Origin of the sequence: Streptomyces sp. CAU 1734 (assembly GCF_039888735.1) — a bacterium.
Taxonomy (GTDB): Bacteria; Actinomycetota; Actinomycetes; order Streptomycetales; family Streptomycetaceae; genus Streptomyces.
This window is the reverse complement of sequence record NZ_JBDQQP010000012.1, coordinates 156,811-175,739: the sequence shown is the minus strand read 5'-3', so window position 1 is coordinate 175,739 and position 18,929 is coordinate 156,811. Positions and strand designations below refer to the sequence as shown.

Here is an 18,929-nt window from a genome sequence, read left to right as displayed (position 1 = left end):
CCCCGGCTGCCCTCGACCGACGATCGCATGAGGAGACGCACAGCCCATGACCACGACGACCCGCAAGACGCTCACGCTGCTGTTCCTCAACCTGGAGCACGACGGCGGCCGGGAGATCGCGCCCGGAGGCTTCCCGGACAGGTGGCTGCGGGCTCACCAGGAGATTCTGGTCCCGCGCCAGCCGGATCTGCTGGCCCGCGCGGAGATGACGTACTCCCAGACCCGCCCGGGCGCGGCCCCCGAGGCGATGGCCGCCGCAGACCGGCGGTTCCGCGCCGCCAAGGAGATTCTGGGGATGCGGGGCTTCCGCGCCCCGATGGGAAGGGGCAGGAACCCGACCGGGATGTTCGTCCGCGAGGAGACCTTCACTGTGGTGGGCCAGCACGAGCACCCCGGGTTCCGGACCCCGCCGACCAACCTCGTCCTCGAACTGGACGGCGTGCCCGGGGTGCCGATCATGACCATGGTCGTGCACCTGTCGTACTGCTCGGCTCACCAGCGGCGCCTGGAGGCCGACGAGCTGACCCCTCTGGCCGACAAGCTCAAACTCCACCGCCCCGGTCATCCGCCGCGGGCGGCGTGGATCTTCGGCGACATGAACGAGTACCCGCTCCCCACCGGGGAGAAGGTGCCGCCGATCGACTGGACGACGGTCGCCGACACGGTCCACCGCCGGCACCGGGCCGAACGGCGGCCCGACGGCTCCTGGGTCTCGTGCACCTATGCCGACGAGGTGCTGCACGACTGCGGACTCCACGATCCGGCCCGCTGGGCGGATCGCCGCCTCGGGCAGAAGGACGCGCTGGCCGGAACTGCCGGGTTCGCCGACCCGCACCAGGACGGTTCACGCCGGATCGACCGTGCCTACATGGACCCCTGGACCGTCACCGCGGTCGAGGACGTGGAGGTCGTGGACATGACCGGCATCAGCGACCATCACGCCCTGCAGATCACCCTCTCCCGCCAGAAGCTCGTCGAGGCCCTGCACCGCAGGACCGAACCACTCGCGCCGTGGGAGCTCGTGCGCTGAAACCTCCTCCCGGCTGCCGCCCCGCAGCAGTCCGGGGGCCCTCTCCGTTCCACCACTGCCATGCCCTCGCGGAAGAAGTCGCCCCTCATGTCCACCGTCCCGTTCCCCGACCCCGCCGCAGACGCGGGCGCGCCGCTGAGTCCGGACGCCCGGGAGCTGTACCGCGCGCTCGGCGCTCTGCCCCCGGAACTCGCCGTCGACGCGGACATCGCCGCCGCCGTGTGCAGCGGGTCGTGGGAGCGGGCGCACACCGCGCTCGGCGAACTCGCCGACGCCGGACTCACCGACCCGGTGCCCGCCGCGAGCGGTCCGCCCCGGCACCGCCTGACCGAAACCGCGCACATCCGGGCCCGCCGCGCCCTGCCGCAGGGCGCGGACCCGCACCGGACCGGTGCGGCGCTGAGGCTGTGCGAGTGGGTCCTCGCGCTGGCAACCGCCGCCTGCGACGGCCCGGACGCCCGTCGCCGCGGGTCCCTCGCCCCCACACCGCAGGGTCCGGTCCCGGACGGCATCGGCCAGGACTGGCTGCTGGAGCGGCCCGGCCTCGTGACCACGGCGCTCGCCCTGGCGGAGAACGCCCGGTGGGACGTGTTGTGCTGGCAGCTCGCGGACGTCCTATACGTCCACTTCGCCTCGGAGTGCCCCATCGGCGTCGAGGTGTGGAGGGACACGGCCGAGCGGGGGCTGGCCGCCGCCCGCCGTGCCGGGCACGCGGGCGCGGAGCGGCGGATGCTCCGCTCTCTCGCCGTGGCCCTCGCCGCCGACGGCGCGAGCCGGGCGGCGGCCCGTCAACTGGCCGACCTCGACCGGCTGGCCCGCGCGGACGGTGACCGCGGGGACGAGGCGTGCGCCGCGTACGGCCTCGGCCAGATCCTCACCCGCCAGGGCGAACACCTTGCCGCGCGGGAGCGGTTCGCCCGCGCCGCGAGGCTGTGGGGCGATACGGCACCCGGCACGGCCCCGGCACTGAACGCCGCCGCGGAGGCGTCGCTCGCCGCCGGGGACCCGGCCGGAGCGCTCGAAGCCGCCGACGCGGCCCATGCGGCGGCTCAGGCACGGGGCCAGGACCTGGAGACGGCCTGGGCGCTCGCCCTGCGGGGCCACGCCCGCCACGTCACCGCAGATCTTCCCGGCGGCCTCGACGACCTCACCCATGCCCTGTCCGGCTTCGCGCACGGTGACCGGGACCGCGACCATGCCCGTCTGCTCGGCTGGCTCGCCGACGCCCACCAGGACGCCCACGACACGGACCGGGCCGCCGTGTACCGCGGCGCCGCCCGCGAACTCCAGCCCGGCACCCACCGCCCCGACCTCGCCGAGACCCTTACGGACCTCCTGTGACCCCGCCCGTTCCGGGCGCCCAGCCCCGGAACGGGGCGACGGTCGGCGGACAGGGCCGGAGCCCCGGGCCCGGCCTGCGACTGCCGCACCAGGGCCGAAGACCCGGCGCGAGCGCTGCCGCCAACGGCCGACGAACTCACCGCCCCCTCGTAGCCCTTCCTGACCCTCCGGCCCCTTTCTGTCAGCGGGCCCGCCCTTGGAGAACCGTGCACACCGACACCACCGCCGTCCTGGACGCCTACGAGTCGCTCGAAGGGGGGATCCGGCGCGTCTTCCGAGCCGTCGGCGCTCTCCCTCTCGAGTGGACCAGCGCGGACATCACCGCCGCCGCCTGCGCGATCGACCCCGGAACGGCCGCCTGGGCTCTGGAAGTCCTGCTCGAACAGCACCTGGTGGCCGAAGAGCCGCCCACTGCGGTGCCCCGGTACCGGCTCAGCGCGCCCGCACGGGCATGCGCCGAGCAGCTGTGCGCCTCCGCCGATGTCACCCCCGCGTTACGCCGCCTCGCCTACTGGGCCTTCTGGTGCGCCATATCTACCCGCTCGCCGCGCCCGGTCCGCCGTGGCGGCGCCGCACAGGCGTTGGGCGGGTGGCTTCCGCCCGAACTGGAGGACGACCCGGCCGGCTGGGTGCGCGACCACCGAGTGCATCTGGTGCCGCTGGTACGGGCGCTGGCCGAATGCGGATGGGACCGCCGCGTCGTACGGATCGTGGAGGCGTGGCGGCCGCTGCTGGATCCGCGGGACCCTGACGGCGTGGGGGCCGTCCACCGTCTCGCGCTCGACACGGCCCGGCACGGCGGCGACCGGCATCTGGTGCGGCGGGCGTTGCTGTCCGGGGCCGCCGCCTGGACGGCCGCCGGTGCGCACGACGACGCCGCGGTCTGGGCCGGCGAGGCTCTCGAGACGGCACGTCTGGCCGGGGACGTGCCCGGGGAGGCGCAGGCGCTGAAGGTCCTGATGGAGAACGGTCTCGCCCGCGCGGCGAGGCAGGTCTGCCGGTGAACGCCGTGAACGCCCCGGCGCCGGTCGGCGACCGTCCTGCCGGCGATCGCCGTGCCCGGTTCCGGCCGCTGTGGATCGGCGAGAGCGCGTCGTGGGCGGGTTCCGCTCTCCATGCCGTCGCGCTGCCCGTGATCGCGGTGAGCGACCTGTCGGCCGGCCCCGGTCAGGTGGCCGCCCTGGCGGCGCTGGCCACCGCGCCGGCGTTCCTCCTCGCGCTCCCGGCCGGGGTCCTGGGCGACCGCCGGCCCAAGCGGCGCGTCATGCTGGCAACCGACCTGGCCGCGGCCGCCGTCGTGGCGGTGATCCCGCTGTGCTGGACGGCCGGGGTCCTGTCGATGACCGTGCTGTACGCGGCGGCCTTCACGCTCGGCAGCCTGACGGTGCTCCATCAGGCCGCGGCGATCGCGATCGTCCGCGAGCTCGTCGGCGCGGACCACCTGACCGTGGCGAACTCCCGCATGGTCGCCTCCTACGCGGCCGCCGACGCCGCGGGCACCTACGGTGGAACCGCCCTCGTCGGCGCGGCCGGAGCCGCCCGGGCCATGATGCTGGACTCGCTGTCCTACCTGATCAGCGCCTGGTGCGCGTGGCGGCTTCCCCGCACCACCCCCGCCGCCCCGGCCGGGCCCAGCGGCGGCGAGGGGACGCTGTCCGCGATCCGCGAGGGCTTCGGCTTCGTCCTGCGGCACCCGCTGCTGGGGCCCCAGGCCGTCGCCCTCGCGCTGCACGGCTTCGCGTTCGGCATCATCACCACGTACTCGGCCTACTGGCTCCTCACCGAGCTGAACGCCGGAACGACCGGGCTCGGCCTGGTCATGGGCGCGGCCGGCACCGGCGGCCTCGCCGGCGCCCTCGCCGCGCCCCGGCTTCAGCGCCGCCACGGGCCCGGCCCGGTGATCCTGTACGGATTCGCCGTCTACCCGCTCCACGGCGCACTCCTTCTGGCTGCCCGCCCGGGCCCGGTGTGGCTCGGCGTTCTCATCGTCGCCGGAGCGGCGCAGGCCATCGCCGTGACGGCAGCCGGGGCGACCCAGCGCACCTTGCGTCAGCACCTCACCCCGACCGGCCTGCAGTCGCGGGCGCAGCAGACGGCGATGTGGCTCACCTCCGGGGTGCGGCCCGTCGCGGCGGTGGCCGCCGGGGCGGTCGCGGCCGCGGTCGGGGTGCGGGCCGCTCTGACGGCCGGTGTGGTGCTCCTGGTCGTTCCCGTCATCCGGCTCTGGGCGTCCCCGGTGCGCACCCTCACCGCCATGCCCGTGCCGACCGGTTCCGGGCCCGTGCCGGCCGTGCGGCCGGTGACGAGCGGCGTGAGGGCACCGGCGGCACACGGCGGGGCGGGGCGGCGGGGGTTTTCCGGTCCGGGCGGCGGGCCGGTCCCGACGCGGCGTGCCTGGCTGGTCAGCCCGCTGGCCGGGGTGCTGACCACGGCAGCGGGGGCCGGGCTGCTCACCTCGGGGTGTGGTTTCGCCGGCGGGGCGCGGCCGGTCGTCCTGCTGTTCGTGCCGCTGCTGCTGGCGTCGACGGTGTGGTGGGCCGCGGCCACGATCGCGGTGGCTCCCGACCGGCCCGTTCTCGCTCTGTTCATCGGCCTGGTGGGGTCCCTGCTCCTGCTCTGGGCGGTCGCCGCGCTGGCGTACCCGTCCGGATGCGGACCGTCCCCGTACGGCTGGTCCGGCTGGCTGACCGGTTTCCGCCCGGCAGCGCTGGACGGTCTGGGGCTCGCTGCCGCAAACGGTGCGTGACCCGACTGCGGGCCGGCTGTCCGGGCGGCCCCCGGGGCGGTCCTCGCGTTCGTCTTTGTCCGTTTCAGGAGCCGGCCCGGCCGGTTGTCCAGAGAGCCATGTGTGGAGAGCTCGTTGTCGTTCAGTGGTGTGTTGCCGTCGCCTGCCGTCGCCGAAGGGGCGCAGGCCCGGCGGGTGTTCGTGGTTGCGGGGAGCGCCCCGCGGATTGCGGGAGTGGTGCGGGACCCGGAGTGGGGGGTGTGGGTGTACCGGGGGCGGCGGCTTCCCGGGGCGCTGGCGCAGCACGGGGCGCGGCCGCACTCGTGGGAGCGGCTGGTGGAGGGGGAGCTGAACGGGGAACCGGGCGCGGTGGTGACGCGGGGCCGTGAGGCGGTGCCGCCGCTGCGCCCGTATCAGGTGCCGCGGGTGGCGGAGATGCGGGCCGCGCACGCGGCCGGGGCGCCGGGGTTCATGCTGACGTATCCGACGGGGTCGGGGAAGACCGCGACGGGGATCTCGGCGCTGACGTCGCTGCCGGGTATGGGTGCGGTGCTGGTGGTGACGAAGCTGTCGGTGGTGCCCGCGTGGCGGGCGGCGATCGACGTGTTCGCCCGGGGCGGGCAGCGGTGGGTGGTGGTCAACCCGGAGGGGCTGGTGCGGCTGCTGGCCCATCCGCGCGTGGATCTGTCCCGGCTGCCGGCCGAGCAGGCCGCGCGGCTGGCGGCGGACGGCGGGCGGTCGCGTGTGGCGTGGGACGGGGTGATCGTGGACGAGTCGCAGGTCCTGGCGGACGCGGAGTCGATCCGCTCCCGGCTGCTGCGGCGTATCACCCACCCGGCAGGCGGGCGTCGGCCGTGGTGGCTGCGGATGTCGGCGACCGGGTTCTCCAGTCCCGTGGAGACGGCCTATCTGGCCGATCTGATCGCTCACGTCGCGGGGGTCGACGAGCCGTCCGACCTGGCGCGCGGGCCGTACAAGGAGTGGTTGCGCGAGCTGGGGTTCGCGCTGAACACGAACGCGGCCGGGCGCTGGTATCACCAGTTCAACCCGGGGGACGTGAGCATGGTCCGTGAGCTGCTGTACTCCAGCGGTGTCGGAGCCACCGCGACACCGCAGGAGCTGGGGCTGCCCGCCCAGGCGCGCGAGCTGCTGCCCGTGGAGCTGACGCCGAAGGAGCTGGAGCACTACCGGCTGTCCTGGAACGAGTTCCGCCGCGTCCGCGGCATGGACGCGGACCAGGATCCGGACGCCGTGCACGAGCCGGGAGCGGGGGACGGTCGGCAGGCGGCGGCGCTGCGGCAGGTGCAGCGGGCGTCGCTGCTGAAAGCCCCGTACGTCGCCCGGATCGTGGCGGATCTGGTCGCCGAGGGGCATCAGGTCGCGGTGCCGGCGTGGTATCTGGAGAGTGTGCGGGCGCTCGCGGCCGCCATCGCGCGCGAGCTCGGCGCGCGGGGGCTGTGCGACCGGGTGGCGGAGATCACCGGGGAGGAACCGGGGCTGCGGGAGCCGCGCCGCAAGGCGTTCCAGCTCGGCGCCTGCCAGGTGGTCGTCGTCAACGCGGTGGAGGGCATCAACCTCCACGCGGGGGAGAAGGACGTCGGCGGGCCGGGCGTGCACGCCACGTCCACGCCGCGGGTCACCGTGTTCGCGGACGTCCTGACCGGCGGGAAGAAGCTGCTGCAGGGCGAGGGCCGCACCCAGCGCGACGGCCTGCGGGCGCGGGCGGTGTACGTGGTGGTGCTCGACACGGCGGAGACGGAGTGGCTGGCGCAGGCGTTCCGGGCGGCGGCCGGGACGCAGGCCCTGGCCCAGGCCCCAAAGGACGCCGCGGACTTGACGTCGCTCGCCGACGAACTCGGCGCGCTCCGCGCCTCCCCGGCGGCGGGCGCGCGCTGATGACGTCGGATGCGAGGTCGTGGCACGCGGGCCGCAGGCCGTGGATCGAGGTGATGGACGCCCGCGGCCGGCGGCGGGTGCTGTCCACGGGGGAGGTCCTGCGTCACGCAGGGCGTGTGTATCTCGCCGCGGCGGACGCGCTGGTGCGGTCGGCGACGGTGCGGCTCTTGACGGCGATCGCCTGCGCGGCCGGGTGCGCGCCCGGGGACGGGGAGGAGTACGCGCGCAGGGTGCGGGACGGGGTGGATCTGCGGCCAGCCGCCGCCTGGGCCGAATCCGGGGACCATCTGGATCTGTTCCATCCGGTCCGGCCGTGGTTCCAGGACGCCTCGCTCGCCCCGCTCGCCGAGGCCGCGGGGCAGCCGGTGCTCTATCTGGATCCGTCGGCGGCGGTCGGGCGGCCGCTGCTGTCCGACCGCCGTCACCTGCACACCTCCTGTCCGGTGCCGCCGGCGCGGGCGGCCCGGTTGCTGCTGGTGCAGCAGATGTGGTGCCTGGGCGGGCGGCTCGCCGGGTCGCAGAAGGACTTCGGCCCGGGGGCGAACTTCGGCAGCCCCGCTCCGGCGTGCGGGCACGCGGTGTGGCAGCCGGACGGCACGGCCGCCGAGATCCTGGCCTGGTCGCTGGTGCCGCTGCCCGGCGGGCCGGGAACGGGTCAGTGGACCTGGCGGGTGCGGGGCGGCGCGGAACAGCGGCTGATCCCGGACGGTGAGCTCGACGCGCTGACCTGGCACCCGCGGCGCATCCTCCTTCTGCCCGACGGCCCTGCCGGGCAGGTGGGCCGGATCCTGGTCTGCCAGGGGTGGCGTCAGCCCGCCGCCACGGACACCACGGGGCACGCCACCCGGCACCTCGCCCCGCGGGACGACGGGAAACCGCTCAACGCGCAGGCGGTCACCGGTGACGACGACGTCGCCCCCCTGCTGGACGCCTGGTGGGGCGCCCCGGCCGGGAACTGGGCCCACACGGTCCGCGAGACGGCCCGTGAAACGGGGTGCGCGCCGCGGGTGGTGGTCACCGCGCTGGCCGTCGACAAGAAGAAGACCGAGTTCCAGCGGCAGATCCGGCTGCCCTCCGACGCTCTCACCGACGGCCGTGTCCGCCCGGCGGCGCGGGCCGTGATGGGCTGGCGCCAGGCCCTGTGGGAGCGGGGTCCCGGGCGCGGGGAGAACGCCGCGACCGGGCTCCAGACCCCGCCCGCGGCGGGCTCGCACCTGCTCACGGACGAGGGGTTCCTGTCCGCGAGCCCGGACGGCCGCGCCCGCACGCTCGCCCGCCTGGCCACCCCACCGCCCGGCGGTGACCCGGTCCTCCACGCCCGCCGCTGCGGCTCCGCCGCACGCCTCACCCCTACCCCGCCCGCCCCCGACCCGCCGGCTCCCTCACCGGCCGCCGATCCCGTCGCCGCACCCGATGAGGAGCTCACCCTGTTCCCCCTGCCCCACCCCGGCGACAAGCCCCCGGCGCAGCCGGCCGCCTGGGACGACGAGGACCTGTTCACCACCGCCGCCACCGCCCGCCCCCACCCGGCCCACCACACCGACCCCGCCGACGCCGACGCGGTGGACGACGGTGAGGAGGACAGCGGCATCATCCTCGCCCGGCACCTCGGCCGCTGGGCCAACGCCCCTGGCCGCCGCGACACTCTGACGGCCCTGGCCCGCTACGCCCTCGACCCCAGCCCCCACAGTCCGGCCCGCCACCAGGTCACCCGCCTCGTCCCATCCGGCGAACACGACGCCGCGATGCTCACCGCCGCCCTCTTCGCCTACCACCGCGCACGCGCACGCCCCGGCACCCCGCTGTACGGGGGAGCACCGCTGCCGCGCCTGCTGCGCGCGGCGACCGCCGCGGGCGGATACGGGCCCGGAAGCGGCGAGCTGCGGTTCCTGATCGAACGCCTGGCCCGCACCACGGATCCGGACGCCGCGCGCCCCCACCTGATCCGGGTGCTGCGGCTGACCGCCGAGCAGGGCATGACCCCCTCCTGGCCCGCGCTGCACCGCGACCTCGCCGACTGGACCGAGACGACCCGGGCCCGCTGGACCCGCCTCTTCCACACCACCAGCCCCATCTGACCGAGAAGGCACCACCTCTGTGATGAACGAGTCCGCTGCGGCGACCGACCTGTCCCCCGCCCCCCTCTCCCTGGAGATCGACACCACCGCCGCTCCCGGCCCGTACGTGGTCGTGCACACCCTCACCACCGTCACCGGCGTCAACCTCAACGCCGACCTCGACGGACTGCCCAAACGCGCCCTGTACGGGGGCGCCGAGCGGCTGCGCGTCTCCGCCCAGTCCCTCACGCGCGCGGCCCGTGTCCATGTCCGGGCGGCGACCGCTCCCGACCAGCAGGCCGCCACCAGCCGGCTCCTGCCCGAGCAGACCGCCCGCCGGCTCACCGACGACCACGGCATGGACCCGGCCGACGCCCTCCCGGCCGCCGTGCTGATCACCGCCGCCGCGGGCATCGGCGTCAGCCTGGAACGCCCCGGACAGACCAAGGCGCCGATCAACATCCCCACCACCGCGCCGAAGGACCTCGCCCACCTCGTCCACACCCACCAGGGCGAACTCGCCGACGCGATCACCGCCATGGACGACCTCATCACCACCTCGCTCACCGACAGGACGTTCACCGGGCGGGCCCGCCGCAAAGCCCCCTCCCGCACCGCCGCGAAGGAAACCTCCGCCACCGCCGGCCCGGTCGCGCTCGTCCCCGCCCCGCTCGCCGACCTCGCCCGCGGAGCGTTCGCCCCCGGCTCGTGCGAGGAGATCGCCCTGTTCGGGAGGATGCTCGCCGAACTCCCCCACGGCACCCAGCCCTCCAGCGTCCAGATCGCCCACAGCCTCTCCGTGGACCCGCTCGACATCCTCACCGACGACTTCGCGCTCACCGACGACTGGCAGGACCTCGGCGTCTTCGGCTCCCCCATGCGCGGCGTCAACTACCTCGCCGGCGGCACCCTCTACCGCTACGCCGCCCTCGACCGCCGCGCGCTGCGCACCCACCTGGCCCGCACCGCTCCCGACACCGACACCGAGAGGGCCGCCCAGCGCGCCGAACGGCGCTTCGTCACCGCGGCCGCCTACGCCATGCCCGCCGCCCGCTCCTCCCGCACCGGCTCGGCCGTCCTGCCCACCCTGGTCATCGCCGCCGGCTGCGACATTCCCGCCACCGCGATGCCCGCCTTCGAAACACCCCTGCATCCGCCCGCCACCGGCCCGGCCGCCGACGCCCTGGCCGCCTTCCTCACCCGCCTGCCGCCCGCCGCCCGCCCCCGCGCCGGCACCGCCCGCTGGATGGGGCACACACCCCCGCCCGCCCTCCCCGACCGGCTCACCCACGAGACGGCCCGATGATGGGGACCGTCCTGCTGCGCCTGTCCGCACCCCTGCAGTCCTACGGCACCCTCTCCCGCTGGGAGGAACGCGCCACCACCGCCCGGCCGACGAAGTCCGCCGTCCTCGGCCTGGTCGCCAACGCCCTCGGCCTCGAACACGGCACACCCCTCACCGACCTCGCCGAGCTCACCTTCACCGTCCGCGCCGACCGCCCCGGACACCTTCTCACCGACCAGCAGACCACCGGCGCCGGAACCTTCCCGCCCGACCCGTACGCCCTCGCCACCGACCCCCACCTCGTCCAGCACCCCGACGCCTGGACCTACGCGGTCCCCCGAAAACCCGCCCCCGGCCCCGACGGTGTCCTGCGCGCCCCCTGGCAGCCCAAGGAACGCCGGTCCGTGCTCGTCACCAAGCACTACCTCGCCGACGCCGCTTTCATCGCCGGACTCACCGGCGACGCCGCCCTCGTCCGCCGCATCGACGCCGCTCTCCACCACCCCGCCCGTCTCCTCTACCTCGGCCGCCGCTGCTGCCCCCCGGACCACCCCGTCGCCCACGGCACCACCCCCGACACCGCCGCCGACTGGCCCAACGCCCTCCCCCTGCTGCCCCGAGCCACCACCCCCACCCCCCTCGCCTGGACCGAAACCCCGCCCGCCACCGCCACCACCCTCCTCCCCGAAGGCGCCCCCACCTCGTTCACCGTCCGCGACCACCCCGTCCTGCCGATACGCGCCTTCACCACCAGCCCGCCACCCCACCCGGAGACCACCCCATGACCACCAGCCCCGCCCCGGCGGTGTTCACCGCCCACCGCTACGCCCTCACCCTCAGCCCCGCCACCCGCGCCTCCTGTCTCGACGTCCACCACCTCCACCAGCTCGTCACCACCGGCCTGCGCCCGCCCCACCTCACCACCGCCCAGCCCGGACCGCCCGCCGTCCGGCTGCTGTTCGCCGCCCGCCGCCCCACACCGGCCCGCGACCCCGGCACCGGCCACCACATCGCCGCCGCCCCCGACACACTCCTGGTCCAGTCCCCGATCCCCCTCGACTGGCAGCACCTCCTCGACACCCGCGCCGTCACCCGCACCGAACACCAGCACGTCCGCACCCCCCTCACCGCGGGCGACACCGTGGAGATCCGGCTCATCGCCAACCCCAGCCGCCGCCCCCGCGGCACGACCGGCCGCGCCACCCTCACCACTGCCGCCGAATGCGGCGCCTGGCTCCAGCGCCACCTCGGCCCCGCGCTCGCCATCGCCCCCCACCACATCGCCGTCGGCCCCGCCCAGCGCCTCACCGGCAAGAACGGCATCCTCCACCTCACCTGCCGCGAACTGCGCGCCCAAGGGACCCTCCACGACCCCGCCGCCCTGCACACCGCCCTCACCAGCGGCATCGGACCGTCCAAGGCGTACGGCTGCGGACTGCTCCTCACCCGCCACACCCAGACCCCGGAACCCGGCCCCCAGAACCCCGCCGAGCACGCACCCCGGACACCAACAACGCCCACGTGACGCCGACTTGCCCGCCACGCCCCGCGGCCACTACGCTCCACCCGTCCCGTACGGCCACCGCCGCACCGGACCACCCCACCAGCAGGCCCCGTCGGGCCGTGGGGCTGCACCAAGCGGACAAAGCGCGTCAGCAAGCCGCCACACATCACCCCACCCCTCTGTGGGGCTCCCCGTGAACCGTTCCGTGGCACACGGGCACCCCACCCCCGTGGGGGCTTTCGACCATCTCGCCAGACGCATCGCCCGGGCGGAGCCGCCGCGAAGGAAGCGAGGTGCCCACCGTGGGCAGACACGCCCGCCCCGGACCGCCGGACCAGCCCCCGCGCCTCACCCCCGGTGACCCGCTCACCCTCTACTACCTGCGCAGACGCGCTCCGGAGAACGTCTACCACCGGCACCGGCCCGCCGGCGGGGGCGGAGTCCACGTCCGGCCACAGGAACCGAGGATCCTCGACAGCTGGGACGGATTCCGCTACCTCCCGATCGGTATCGCGCCCGACCTCGACGCGGCCCGGACCTGGGCGCGAACCCTCTCTGAACGGACATCCACGGCATGACGCCGTTCCTGACCGGGCACCGGCCGGGCACCGAGACCGGCAGGGTGACGTACCGCCACATGGGCTGACGCCCGGGCAGAGGCGGACATGCTGGGGTGGCCAGGCCCCTTCTCCGAGACCCGGACCCGCATCATCGGCACCGAGTACTACGCACGCGTCAGCGGCCCGTACAGGGTGACCTCCGCGAACCGGTGATGTAGAAGGGGGAATCGGGAGCCGCCTACAGCCGGCCGCCCTCCGGCGACAGCTCCGAGACCGGTTGCCGGGCTGCCGTGGGCAGTCCGAGCCGTTCGCGGGCGCGGTGAACGGCGGCGAGCTGGCGGTCGCCTTCGGGTCCCCAGTCGAAGAGCTCGGCGATCTGCTCTGGTGTGGCCATGAGGCGGGCGTAGGAGTGGCCGGAGACCGGGTCGCGGCGCTCGGGGCCGAAGGACGTGATCCGTCCCGCCATCCGGATCCGGGCCCGGGGCCGGCCGCCGGAGGCGCCGTCGTCGTGGAGGTGGCCGAGGCCGATCAGCTCACCGGTCTCCACGTGGGCTTCCTCTCGGGCTTCCCTGCGGAGCGCCGCTGCCGGGTCGCCGCCGTCACCGGGCTCCAGCGTTCCGCCGGGCAGGCAGGCGGATCCGGTGTCACGGCCGATGAGGACGAGTGCGCGGCCGTCCGGGGCGAAGAGCCAGCCCCAGCACTGTGTTGGGGGCAGCTCAGGCGGCGGCGGGCCGTCTCTCCATGGCCAGCGCTGGGGCTTGCGGGCGGTACGGAGGACTTCCAGCCGGTCCAGGACCCCGGGTGCGGTCGGCGTGCCGTCTTCCAGCAGGGCGGTCGTTCCGGCGACCCGGGCGCGGAGGGCGGACAGGGCCCGGCGGGCGTCGCCCGGTTCCATGTGGCGTTCCAGGTCGGCGGGTTCGGCCCAGTGGACGGCGGTGATCTCGCTGTCGGGGAGGCGGATCGACGCGATGCGGTCGGCGTTCCAGGTGCCGCCGTCGTAGACGTGGAGGATCTCGCCGGGGAATCGGGTGTCCGGGTGGAAGCCGGGGGTAGTGGACGGCACCCAGTCGACGGCGAGCCCGCGGGTCACCGGCTGGTCGATCCCGAGTTCCTCCAGAAGCTCGCGCCTCGCCGCGCGGGATGGCGGCTCGCCAGGGTCGACGGCCCCGCCGGGCAGGAGCTTGACGTCCCTGTAGTCGACGGACTGCAGGAGGATCCTGCCGGAGGTGTCCGTGATCAGGACGCAGACGCCCGCCCACAGTGCCGCGTCCGTACGCGATGCCCCGTACTGCGCGTGCGAGATCCGAGCGGACGCGTTCTCGTGGACCCGTTCTTCTGTTGGCGCCATGGCCCTTCATTCCCCGGATCCGGCAGCGGCCAATCCCTCTCGGGCTTCCGATGCGGGCACGGTGCGGGCGCGGCCCTGTCAGACGCCGAGGGCGCGGACTTCCTCAGTGAAGTCCCTGACCAGGGGGAGGCCAGGGTGGTGCCGGTGCAAGTGGGCGTCGAGTTGCCGGGCGCGCCCGCGGACGGACTGGACGGTCCGGTCGCCGGTGAGGGCCTGGCGGGCGGTGGCGACGGCTGCTTCGGGTTCGCCGAGCGCTGTCTGGGCCGTGGCGAGGTCGAGCTGGGCGATGGCGAGCCGGGTCGGCGCGCGGGTCGGGCCGGGTGTGGCCTGGTAATGGGTGATGGCTTCAGTGGCAGCAGTGCGGGCGCGTTCGTGGTCGCCGAGCCAGAGATGGGAGGAGGCGTCGTAGGAGATGATCCGGACGGCGTCGACGGCGAAGAGCCCGGCGCCGTGGAGAGGAAGGGCGGCGCGGTGGCGGTGCGCTGCCGCGGCTGCTTCGGTGAAGGCGTCCCGGTTGCCGAGCCGGGCGTGGACGCGGGCGAGCTGTGCGGTGAGGCGGATCGCCGGGTGGCTGTCGCGGGGTGCGGTGGCGAGGCCGCGGGTGATGGCGGTGAGCGCGTGGCGGGGGTGTCCGGCGTAGAGGGCGTCGGTGGCGCGGACGTCCTCGGCCCACGCGGCCACCTGGGGGGCGCGGGCGCGGTCGGCGAGTTCGCGGGCCTCGTCGCAGAGCTGCTGGACGAGTGGGCGGTGGCCGTGGTCGTGGGCGATCCAGGCGGCGGTGACGGTGAGCATGCCCGCGTGGTGGGCCAATTCGCGGTCTTGGCGCGGGGTATGGCGGCGTTCGCGCAGGAGGGTGCGGGCGTGGCGGCGGTGGGCGGCCACCGCGGTCCGCAGGGTGTGCGGGGGCTGAGCGGAGTACTGGGCGCTGTAGGTGTGGATGGCTGACTCGAGGTCGGTGATGTCCGTGGGGCCCAGTGGTGTGGCGTGCGCCGGGGCGGTGCCGGCTGCGAGGGGGGCGAGCGCTGTGGCGCTGATGGCGGCGAGGGCGGAGCGGCGTTTCACGGGGTTCACCTTCCCGGACGGGCGGGGGCGGAGGGGGAGTCTTGGCCGGGTGGTCTGTGGTGTCATGCCCCGGCGAGCGCCTGGTTGCTCGTGGTCAGGAAGGCGGTGACGCGTTGGTCTTTCTGCCAGGGCTGCAGGGCGTGGTTGATGTTGCGGATGTAGTCGTGGGCTCGGGCGGAGCGGACCTGTCCGAGGATGTCCACGGCGCGTTCGCCGAGGGCGAGGCCGCGGTCGAGGTCGCCGGCCTGGAGATGGGTGGCGCTGACGACCGCGGTGCGCAGGCCCACAGCGCGGGTGTAGACGCCGGCGGGCATCGGCAGGGCCTGGCGGCTCCAGCGCAGGGCGGCCTGGGGGTTGCCGAGGTGGTGGTGGATCTCGGTGGCGTCGGTGCTGAGCCGGGCGTGGGTGAGGTAGGTGAGCCACTGGGGGTCGCGGGTGTGGGGCTGGATGGAGTCCAGCAGCCTCTCCGAGGCCGCCAGGGCGGTGATGGCGCGCTTGGCGTCCCCGGCGCGGCCGTAGGCGCGCGCGGCGGCAAGTTTCGCGAACGCGAGGACACGGGGGGCCGCCTGGTGCTTGGCCCGTTCGTAGGCGCCTTCGGCCATGTCGATCGCTTCGGCGGTGTGGCCGCGCAGGAAGCTGGCGAGGGCCATGGTGGCCAGCACGTAGGAGCCGGCCTGGACATCGCCGGCGCTGCGGGCGAGGCGCAGGGCCTGGATGAAGTGGCGCTGCGCCGCGTCGTACTGGCCCATGTCAACGGCTGACCAGGCCGCGATCCGGGCGAGTTCGGAGGTGACGGTGCACAGTTCCGCGCCGATGTGCTCGGTGTAGGAGCCGCGGAGCAGGGGGGCTGCGCGGTGCTGGAGGCAGTCCAGGACCGAGCTGGATTTCCAGTTCCCGCCGCCGTACTTGGAGTCCCAGCGGCGGGCTTCCTCGGCTGCGTCCCACAGCTCGTCGAGGTCGGCGCGTCCGACGCGCCGTCCGTCCTCTCGCGCTGTGGGCGGGTCGGCGGGGTCGGCGAGCCACCGGTGGACGGGGCTGGTGAACGCGGCGACGGCGAAGGGGCCGCTGCGGGTGAGGAGGGTTCGGCGGTCCACGGTGCTCCAATACTGGGCGGCGTTGCGTAGTGCTTCTTCGGGGTCCCGGGGAAAATCCAATCCGATGTCCGGGCCCGAGGTGTCCGGCGCGCCCATGCCGATCTCGTGGAGGGTGACCCGGCGCCCGAGCCGTTCCCCCAGCGTGGCGGCGATCAGGGCGGGCACGGGCGGGCGGGGGATCATCCCGCGGTCTATCCAGTTCGAAGCACTCGTATGGGTGTATCCCCGTGGAGTTCCGGCCAGTGCGCTGAGGTCGTTGACCCGTTTGGCGAGTCCTTTTCTGCTCATGGCGGCGGCGTCGAGGAGCTGTTCGAGGTCGCGGTTCGGATTCCTGGGCCGGCGGTGTTCCGCGGGCATCTCGGACCCCTCTCACGAGGCGGCGCCCCGGTGGTCGGTCGTTTCCCCGTCCGGGTTTCGAGCGTAGGGGCAGGGGCCCACGGAGCGCAGCCTCTCTGCGATGTGTATGCCCCCTCGTGTGCCCTCCTGCCGCAGCGGGTCCGGCGGTTTCCTGTGAGTCCCCCGGCCGGGAAGGCGGGGCAGCCCCGGAAGGCGGGGGCCGTCCGGGCCGCCGTGTGCTGCGGTGCGCCGGCCGGGGACTCGTTCAGCCGCTGCGGCGGGGCTGCGACCAGGTGAGGGAGGCGCGGTGACGACAGGTCATCTCCGAGGGAAGCAGAGGTCCGGTGGTGCGCCGGTCTGCGGAAGCGGACCGGTGAACGTGCGGGCGGCGTGGGGTTGGGGCGTGTTCTCGGCGCTTCGCACGCCGGCCGGGATGTTCACGACGTTCACGCCCGGCCGGGTGCCGGGCGGCGCGCGGGCGCTGTGTTCTGGTGTCCGCGCTCGGCACCGGGTTTGGCCCGGGCGCCTGGGTGTGGTCCAGGCCGGGACCGGCCGGAGGGGAGGACGGGCGTGGTGATGACTTCGAGCAGCGCGACCGTGAACACGGAGGCGGTGTGGGCCGACTTACAAGCCCCGGCTCTGGAGCGGCTGACGGACAGTACGGACAAGCACGCCGTATACGGCCTCGATCCCTTCGTGCGGGAGGGGTGGGCGTCGTTGTGCGGGCTGCTGGGCGAGGCGGGCGCGTACACGTTCGCGACGGAGACCGGGCTGGTGTGGCTGCGGCCGGATCTGGTGGCGTCCGGCGGGCTGGAGCGGGTGCTCGTGCGGATCGAGGAGGACGGGTTCGTCGTCCGGGCGGCGCGGCCGGTCGTGCTGGACCGGGCGGGGGTGCGGGGTTTGTGGTGGTGGCAGCTGAAACGGGCCACGGCGGAGCGGCTGCTGCTGCTGGACGCGGTGGCGGAGCTGGGGCCGGGACTGCTGGTGCTCTACGGGCACCCCGGGGGTCGGCCGGCCGAGCGGCTGACCCGGCTGAAGGGCGGCAACGACCCTCAAGGGCGGGCGGGGGACTCGCTGCGGTCGGTGGCCGGGAGTGAGAACCGGATCCTGACGATGGTGCACACCAGCGACGACGGCGCGGACGTGGTGCGGGAGCTGGCGGTGTTCCTTCCCTGGCAGGAACGGGTTGCGCTGGTCGCCGCGGCCTGCCGGGGCGCGAGCGGTGTCGGGCGGGGTTCGGGGGTGCTGGGGCCGCCGGTGGCGGCGGTGCGGTCCGCCTGCCCCGCTTCTGCGGAGATGACCGGGTCGCCGGTGCGATCGGGCGGCGGGCGGGAGCGGGACTTCACCCGTCTGATGCGGGACCTGCGCGCGCCGGATCCGGCGCGGCGCTGGGGAGCGGTGCGCGGGTGGGCGCGGCAGGTGCCGCAGCTGAACGACGGGACGGCGCGGTGACCGGCCGGTCAGGCCGGGTGGCCGGTGAGGGACTGGGCGAGCTTGATCCACTGGTCCAGCACGGTGGCGGCGGCTCCGGTGTCGATGGCGGCCCGGGCGGTGTCCAGGCCGTGGGCGAACGCGTCGCGCGGGTCGGCGTCGGGGGTGCGGGCGGCGAGGGCTCCGGCGGCGTTGGCGAGGACGGCGTCCCGGGCGGCGCCCCGTTCTGCTCCGAGGACGCGGTGGACGGCGGTGGCGTTGTAGGCGGCGTCACCGCCGCGCAGCGCGTCCGCTCCGGCGCGGGCGAGGCCGAAGCCGGCGGTGTCCAGGACCGTTTCGCGCACCGTGTGCGGGCCGGCGATCCACAGGCGGGTGGGGGCGGCGCAGGTGATCTCGTCGAGGCCGTCCTCGCCGCGCGCGACCCACGCGCGGGTGCCCCGGGCGGCGAGGACCGTCGCAAGGTGGGGGGCGAGCACGTGGCTGGAGCAGCCGACGAGCGCGGTCGCGGGACCGGCGGGGTTGGTGAGCGGGGCGAGGTAGTTGATCGCGGTCGGCACCCCGAGCGCTCTGCGGACCGGAGCGGCGTGCCGCAGACCGTGGTGGAAGACCGGGGCGAAGGTGAACCCGATCCCCGTCTCGGTCACGCAGGCGGCGACCTGGGCGGGGGTGAGGGTCAGGGGCAGGCCGAGGGCTTCGAGGACGTCGGCGGACCCGGCCTTGGAGGACACCGAACGGCCGCCGTGTTTGACGACCGGGGCTCCGGTGGCGGCGACGACGATCGCCGACATCGTCGAGACGTTGACGGTGTGCGCGCCGTCGCCGCCGGTGCCGACGATGTCGACCACGTCGGCGCCGTTGATGCCGGGCAGCGACACGACGCGTTCCATCAGGGCGTCCAGCAGGCCGGTGAGCTCCGGAGCGCTTTCGCCCTTGGCGCGCAGGGCGGTGAGGAAGCCGGCGAGTTCGGCCGGGGCGGCCGCGTCGTCCATGACCTGCCGCATCGCCCAGCGGGTGTCGCCGGCGGTCAGGTCGCGTCCGGCGAGGAGGGCCGCGAGCAGGCGCGGCCAGGAGCGGGCGGGCTCGGTCACAGCGGTTCCCTCACAACAGATGGTCCGGGCGGTGGTGTTGAGCGTATCGACCCCCGCGCCGGGGCGCGGCCCATTACGCGATCCGGGAACCAGGCCGCCGGTCGCCGGGTGACCGTGGCCGGGCGGTGGTGGGCGCGCCGCACCGCGACGAGGTGGTGTCGGCCGGCCCAGG

At 75.0% G+C, this 18,929-nt stretch carries 15 protein-coding genes; 11 read left to right on the top strand and 4 right to left on the bottom strand.

Going from position 1 to position 18,929, the window contains the following annotated elements:
* Positions 1-46 precede the first annotated feature (46 nt).
* The 10 genes from AAFN69_RS23665 (at position 47) to AAFN69_RS23620 (ending at position 12,416) form a co-directional block, all read left to right on the top strand.
* Positions 47-1,030: an endonuclease/exonuclease/phosphatase family protein gene (locus AAFN69_RS23665; RefSeq protein ID WP_347730708.1), complete on the top strand. Its 984-nt coding sequence runs from the start codon at positions 47-49 to the stop codon at positions 1,028-1,030.
* Positions 1,031-1,117: 87 nt separating this feature from the next.
* Complete coding sequence (locus tag AAFN69_RS23660) at positions 1,118-2,371, top strand: tetratricopeptide repeat protein (protein ID WP_347730707.1); 1,254 nt, start codon at positions 1,118-1,120, stop codon at positions 2,369-2,371.
* Between the two features lie 206 nt (positions 2,372-2,577).
* Positions 2,578-3,375: a hypothetical protein gene (locus AAFN69_RS23655; protein WP_347730706.1), complete on the top strand. Its 798-nt coding sequence runs from the start codon at positions 2,578-2,580 to the stop codon at positions 3,373-3,375.
* Positions 3,372-5,117, top strand: coding sequence for an MFS transporter (locus tag AAFN69_RS23650; protein WP_347730705.1), 1,746 nt, complete (start codon positions 3,372-3,374; stop codon positions 5,115-5,117). The genes AAFN69_RS23655 and AAFN69_RS23650 overlap by 4 nt, the downstream gene beginning before the upstream one ends.
* A gap of 213 nt (positions 5,118-5,330) precedes the next feature.
* Positions 5,331-6,992 carry a helicase gene (locus AAFN69_RS23645; protein WP_347730704.1) on the top strand — a complete coding sequence of 554 codons (1,662 nt, stop codon included), beginning with the start codon at positions 5,331-5,333 and terminating at the stop codon, positions 6,990-6,992.
* A complete protein-coding gene (locus AAFN69_RS23640; RefSeq protein WP_347730703.1) occupies positions 6,992-9,070 on the top strand; it encodes a type I-E CRISPR-associated protein Cse1/CasA in 2,079 nt (692 codons plus the stop codon). The genes AAFN69_RS23645 and AAFN69_RS23640 overlap by 1 nt, the downstream gene beginning before the upstream one ends.
* A gap of 22 nt (positions 9,071-9,092) precedes the next feature.
* Entirely contained in the window at positions 9,093-10,355 is a 1,263-nt protein-coding gene (locus AAFN69_RS23635) for a type I-E CRISPR-associated protein Cas7/Cse4/CasC (protein WP_347730702.1), read from the top strand.
* Positions 10,352-11,119: a type I-E CRISPR-associated protein Cas5/CasD gene (gene cas5e, locus AAFN69_RS23630; RefSeq protein WP_347730701.1), complete on the top strand. Its 768-nt coding sequence runs from the start codon at positions 10,352-10,354 to the stop codon at positions 11,117-11,119. The genes AAFN69_RS23635 and cas5e overlap by 4 nt, the downstream gene beginning before the upstream one ends.
* Entirely contained in the window at positions 11,116-11,859 is a 744-nt protein-coding gene (locus AAFN69_RS23625) for a type I-E CRISPR-associated protein Cas6/Cse3/CasE (protein WP_347730700.1), read from the top strand. Before cas5e ends, AAFN69_RS23625 begins: the two co-directional genes overlap by 4 nt.
* Before the next feature lie 272 nt (positions 11,860-12,131).
* Positions 12,132-12,416: a DUF6087 family protein gene (locus AAFN69_RS23620; RefSeq protein WP_347730698.1), complete on the top strand. Its 285-nt coding sequence runs from the start codon at positions 12,132-12,134 to the stop codon at positions 12,414-12,416.
* A gap of 220 nt (positions 12,417-12,636) precedes the next feature.
* Here AAFN69_RS23620 and AAFN69_RS23615 read toward each other — a convergent pair whose 3' ends face one another.
* The 3 genes from AAFN69_RS23615 to AAFN69_RS23605 all read right to left on the bottom strand — a co-directional run bounded on the left by AAFN69_RS23615 (position 12,637) and on the right by AAFN69_RS23605 (position 16,259).
* Positions 12,637-13,746: an NUDIX hydrolase gene (locus AAFN69_RS23615; protein ID WP_347730697.1), complete on the bottom strand. Its 1,110-nt coding sequence runs from the start codon at positions 13,744-13,746 to the stop codon at positions 12,637-12,639.
* A gap of 78 nt (positions 13,747-13,824) precedes the next feature.
* Positions 13,825-14,808: a tetratricopeptide repeat protein gene (locus AAFN69_RS23610; RefSeq protein ID WP_347730696.1), complete on the bottom strand. Its 984-nt coding sequence runs from the start codon at positions 14,806-14,808 to the stop codon at positions 13,825-13,827.
* Positions 14,809-14,870: 62 nt separating this feature from the next.
* Positions 14,871-16,259, bottom strand: coding sequence for a tetratricopeptide repeat protein (locus tag AAFN69_RS23605; protein ID WP_347730695.1), 1,389 nt, complete (start codon positions 16,257-16,259; stop codon positions 14,871-14,873).
* Between the two features lie 555 nt (positions 16,260-16,814).
* On the opposite strand from AAFN69_RS23605, the gene AAFN69_RS23600 reads away from it, so the two are divergent.
* Positions 16,815-17,690, top strand: a complete 876-nt coding sequence (locus AAFN69_RS23600) for a nucleoside-diphosphate kinase (protein WP_347730694.1) — start codon at positions 16,815-16,817, stop codon at positions 17,688-17,690.
* Positions 17,691-17,698: 8 nt separating this feature from the next.
* On the opposite strand, the gene trpD is transcribed toward AAFN69_RS23600, so the two are convergent.
* Positions 17,699-18,757, bottom strand: coding sequence for an anthranilate phosphoribosyltransferase (gene trpD / locus AAFN69_RS23595; protein WP_347730693.1), 1,059 nt, complete (start codon positions 18,755-18,757; stop codon positions 17,699-17,701).
* Between the last annotated feature and the right edge of the window lie 172 nt (positions 18,758-18,929).

Bases quoted from the DNA above. Each gene is read 5' to 3' on its own strand.
- AAFN69_RS23660 (WP_347730707.1), top strand. From the start codon at position 1,118: ATGTCCACCGTCCCGTTCCCCGACCCCGCCGCAGACGCGGGCGCGCCG.
- AAFN69_RS23615 (WP_347730697.1), bottom strand. From the start codon at position 13,746: ATGGCGCCAACAGAAGAACGGGTCCACGAGAACGCGTCCGCTCGGATC.
- AAFN69_RS23665 (WP_347730708.1), top strand. From the start codon at position 47: ATGACCACGACGACCCGCAAGACGCTCACGCTGCTGTTCCTCAACCTG.
- AAFN69_RS23640 (WP_347730703.1), top strand. From the start codon at position 6,992: ATGACGTCGGATGCGAGGTCGTGGCACGCGGGCCGCAGGCCGTGGATC.
- AAFN69_RS23605 (WP_347730695.1), bottom strand. From the start codon at position 16,259: ATGCCCGCGGAACACCGCCGGCCCAGGAATCCGAACCGCGACCTCGAA.
- AAFN69_RS23635 (WP_347730702.1), top strand. From the start codon at position 9,093: ATGAACGAGTCCGCTGCGGCGACCGACCTGTCCCCCGCCCCCCTCTCC.
- AAFN69_RS23625 (WP_347730700.1), top strand. From the start codon at position 11,116: ATGACCACCAGCCCCGCCCCGGCGGTGTTCACCGCCCACCGCTACGCC.
- cas5e (WP_347730701.1), top strand. From the start codon at position 10,352: ATGATGGGGACCGTCCTGCTGCGCCTGTCCGCACCCCTGCAGTCCTAC.
- AAFN69_RS23600 (WP_347730694.1), top strand. From the start codon at position 16,815: ATGACTTCGAGCAGCGCGACCGTGAACACGGAGGCGGTGTGGGCCGAC.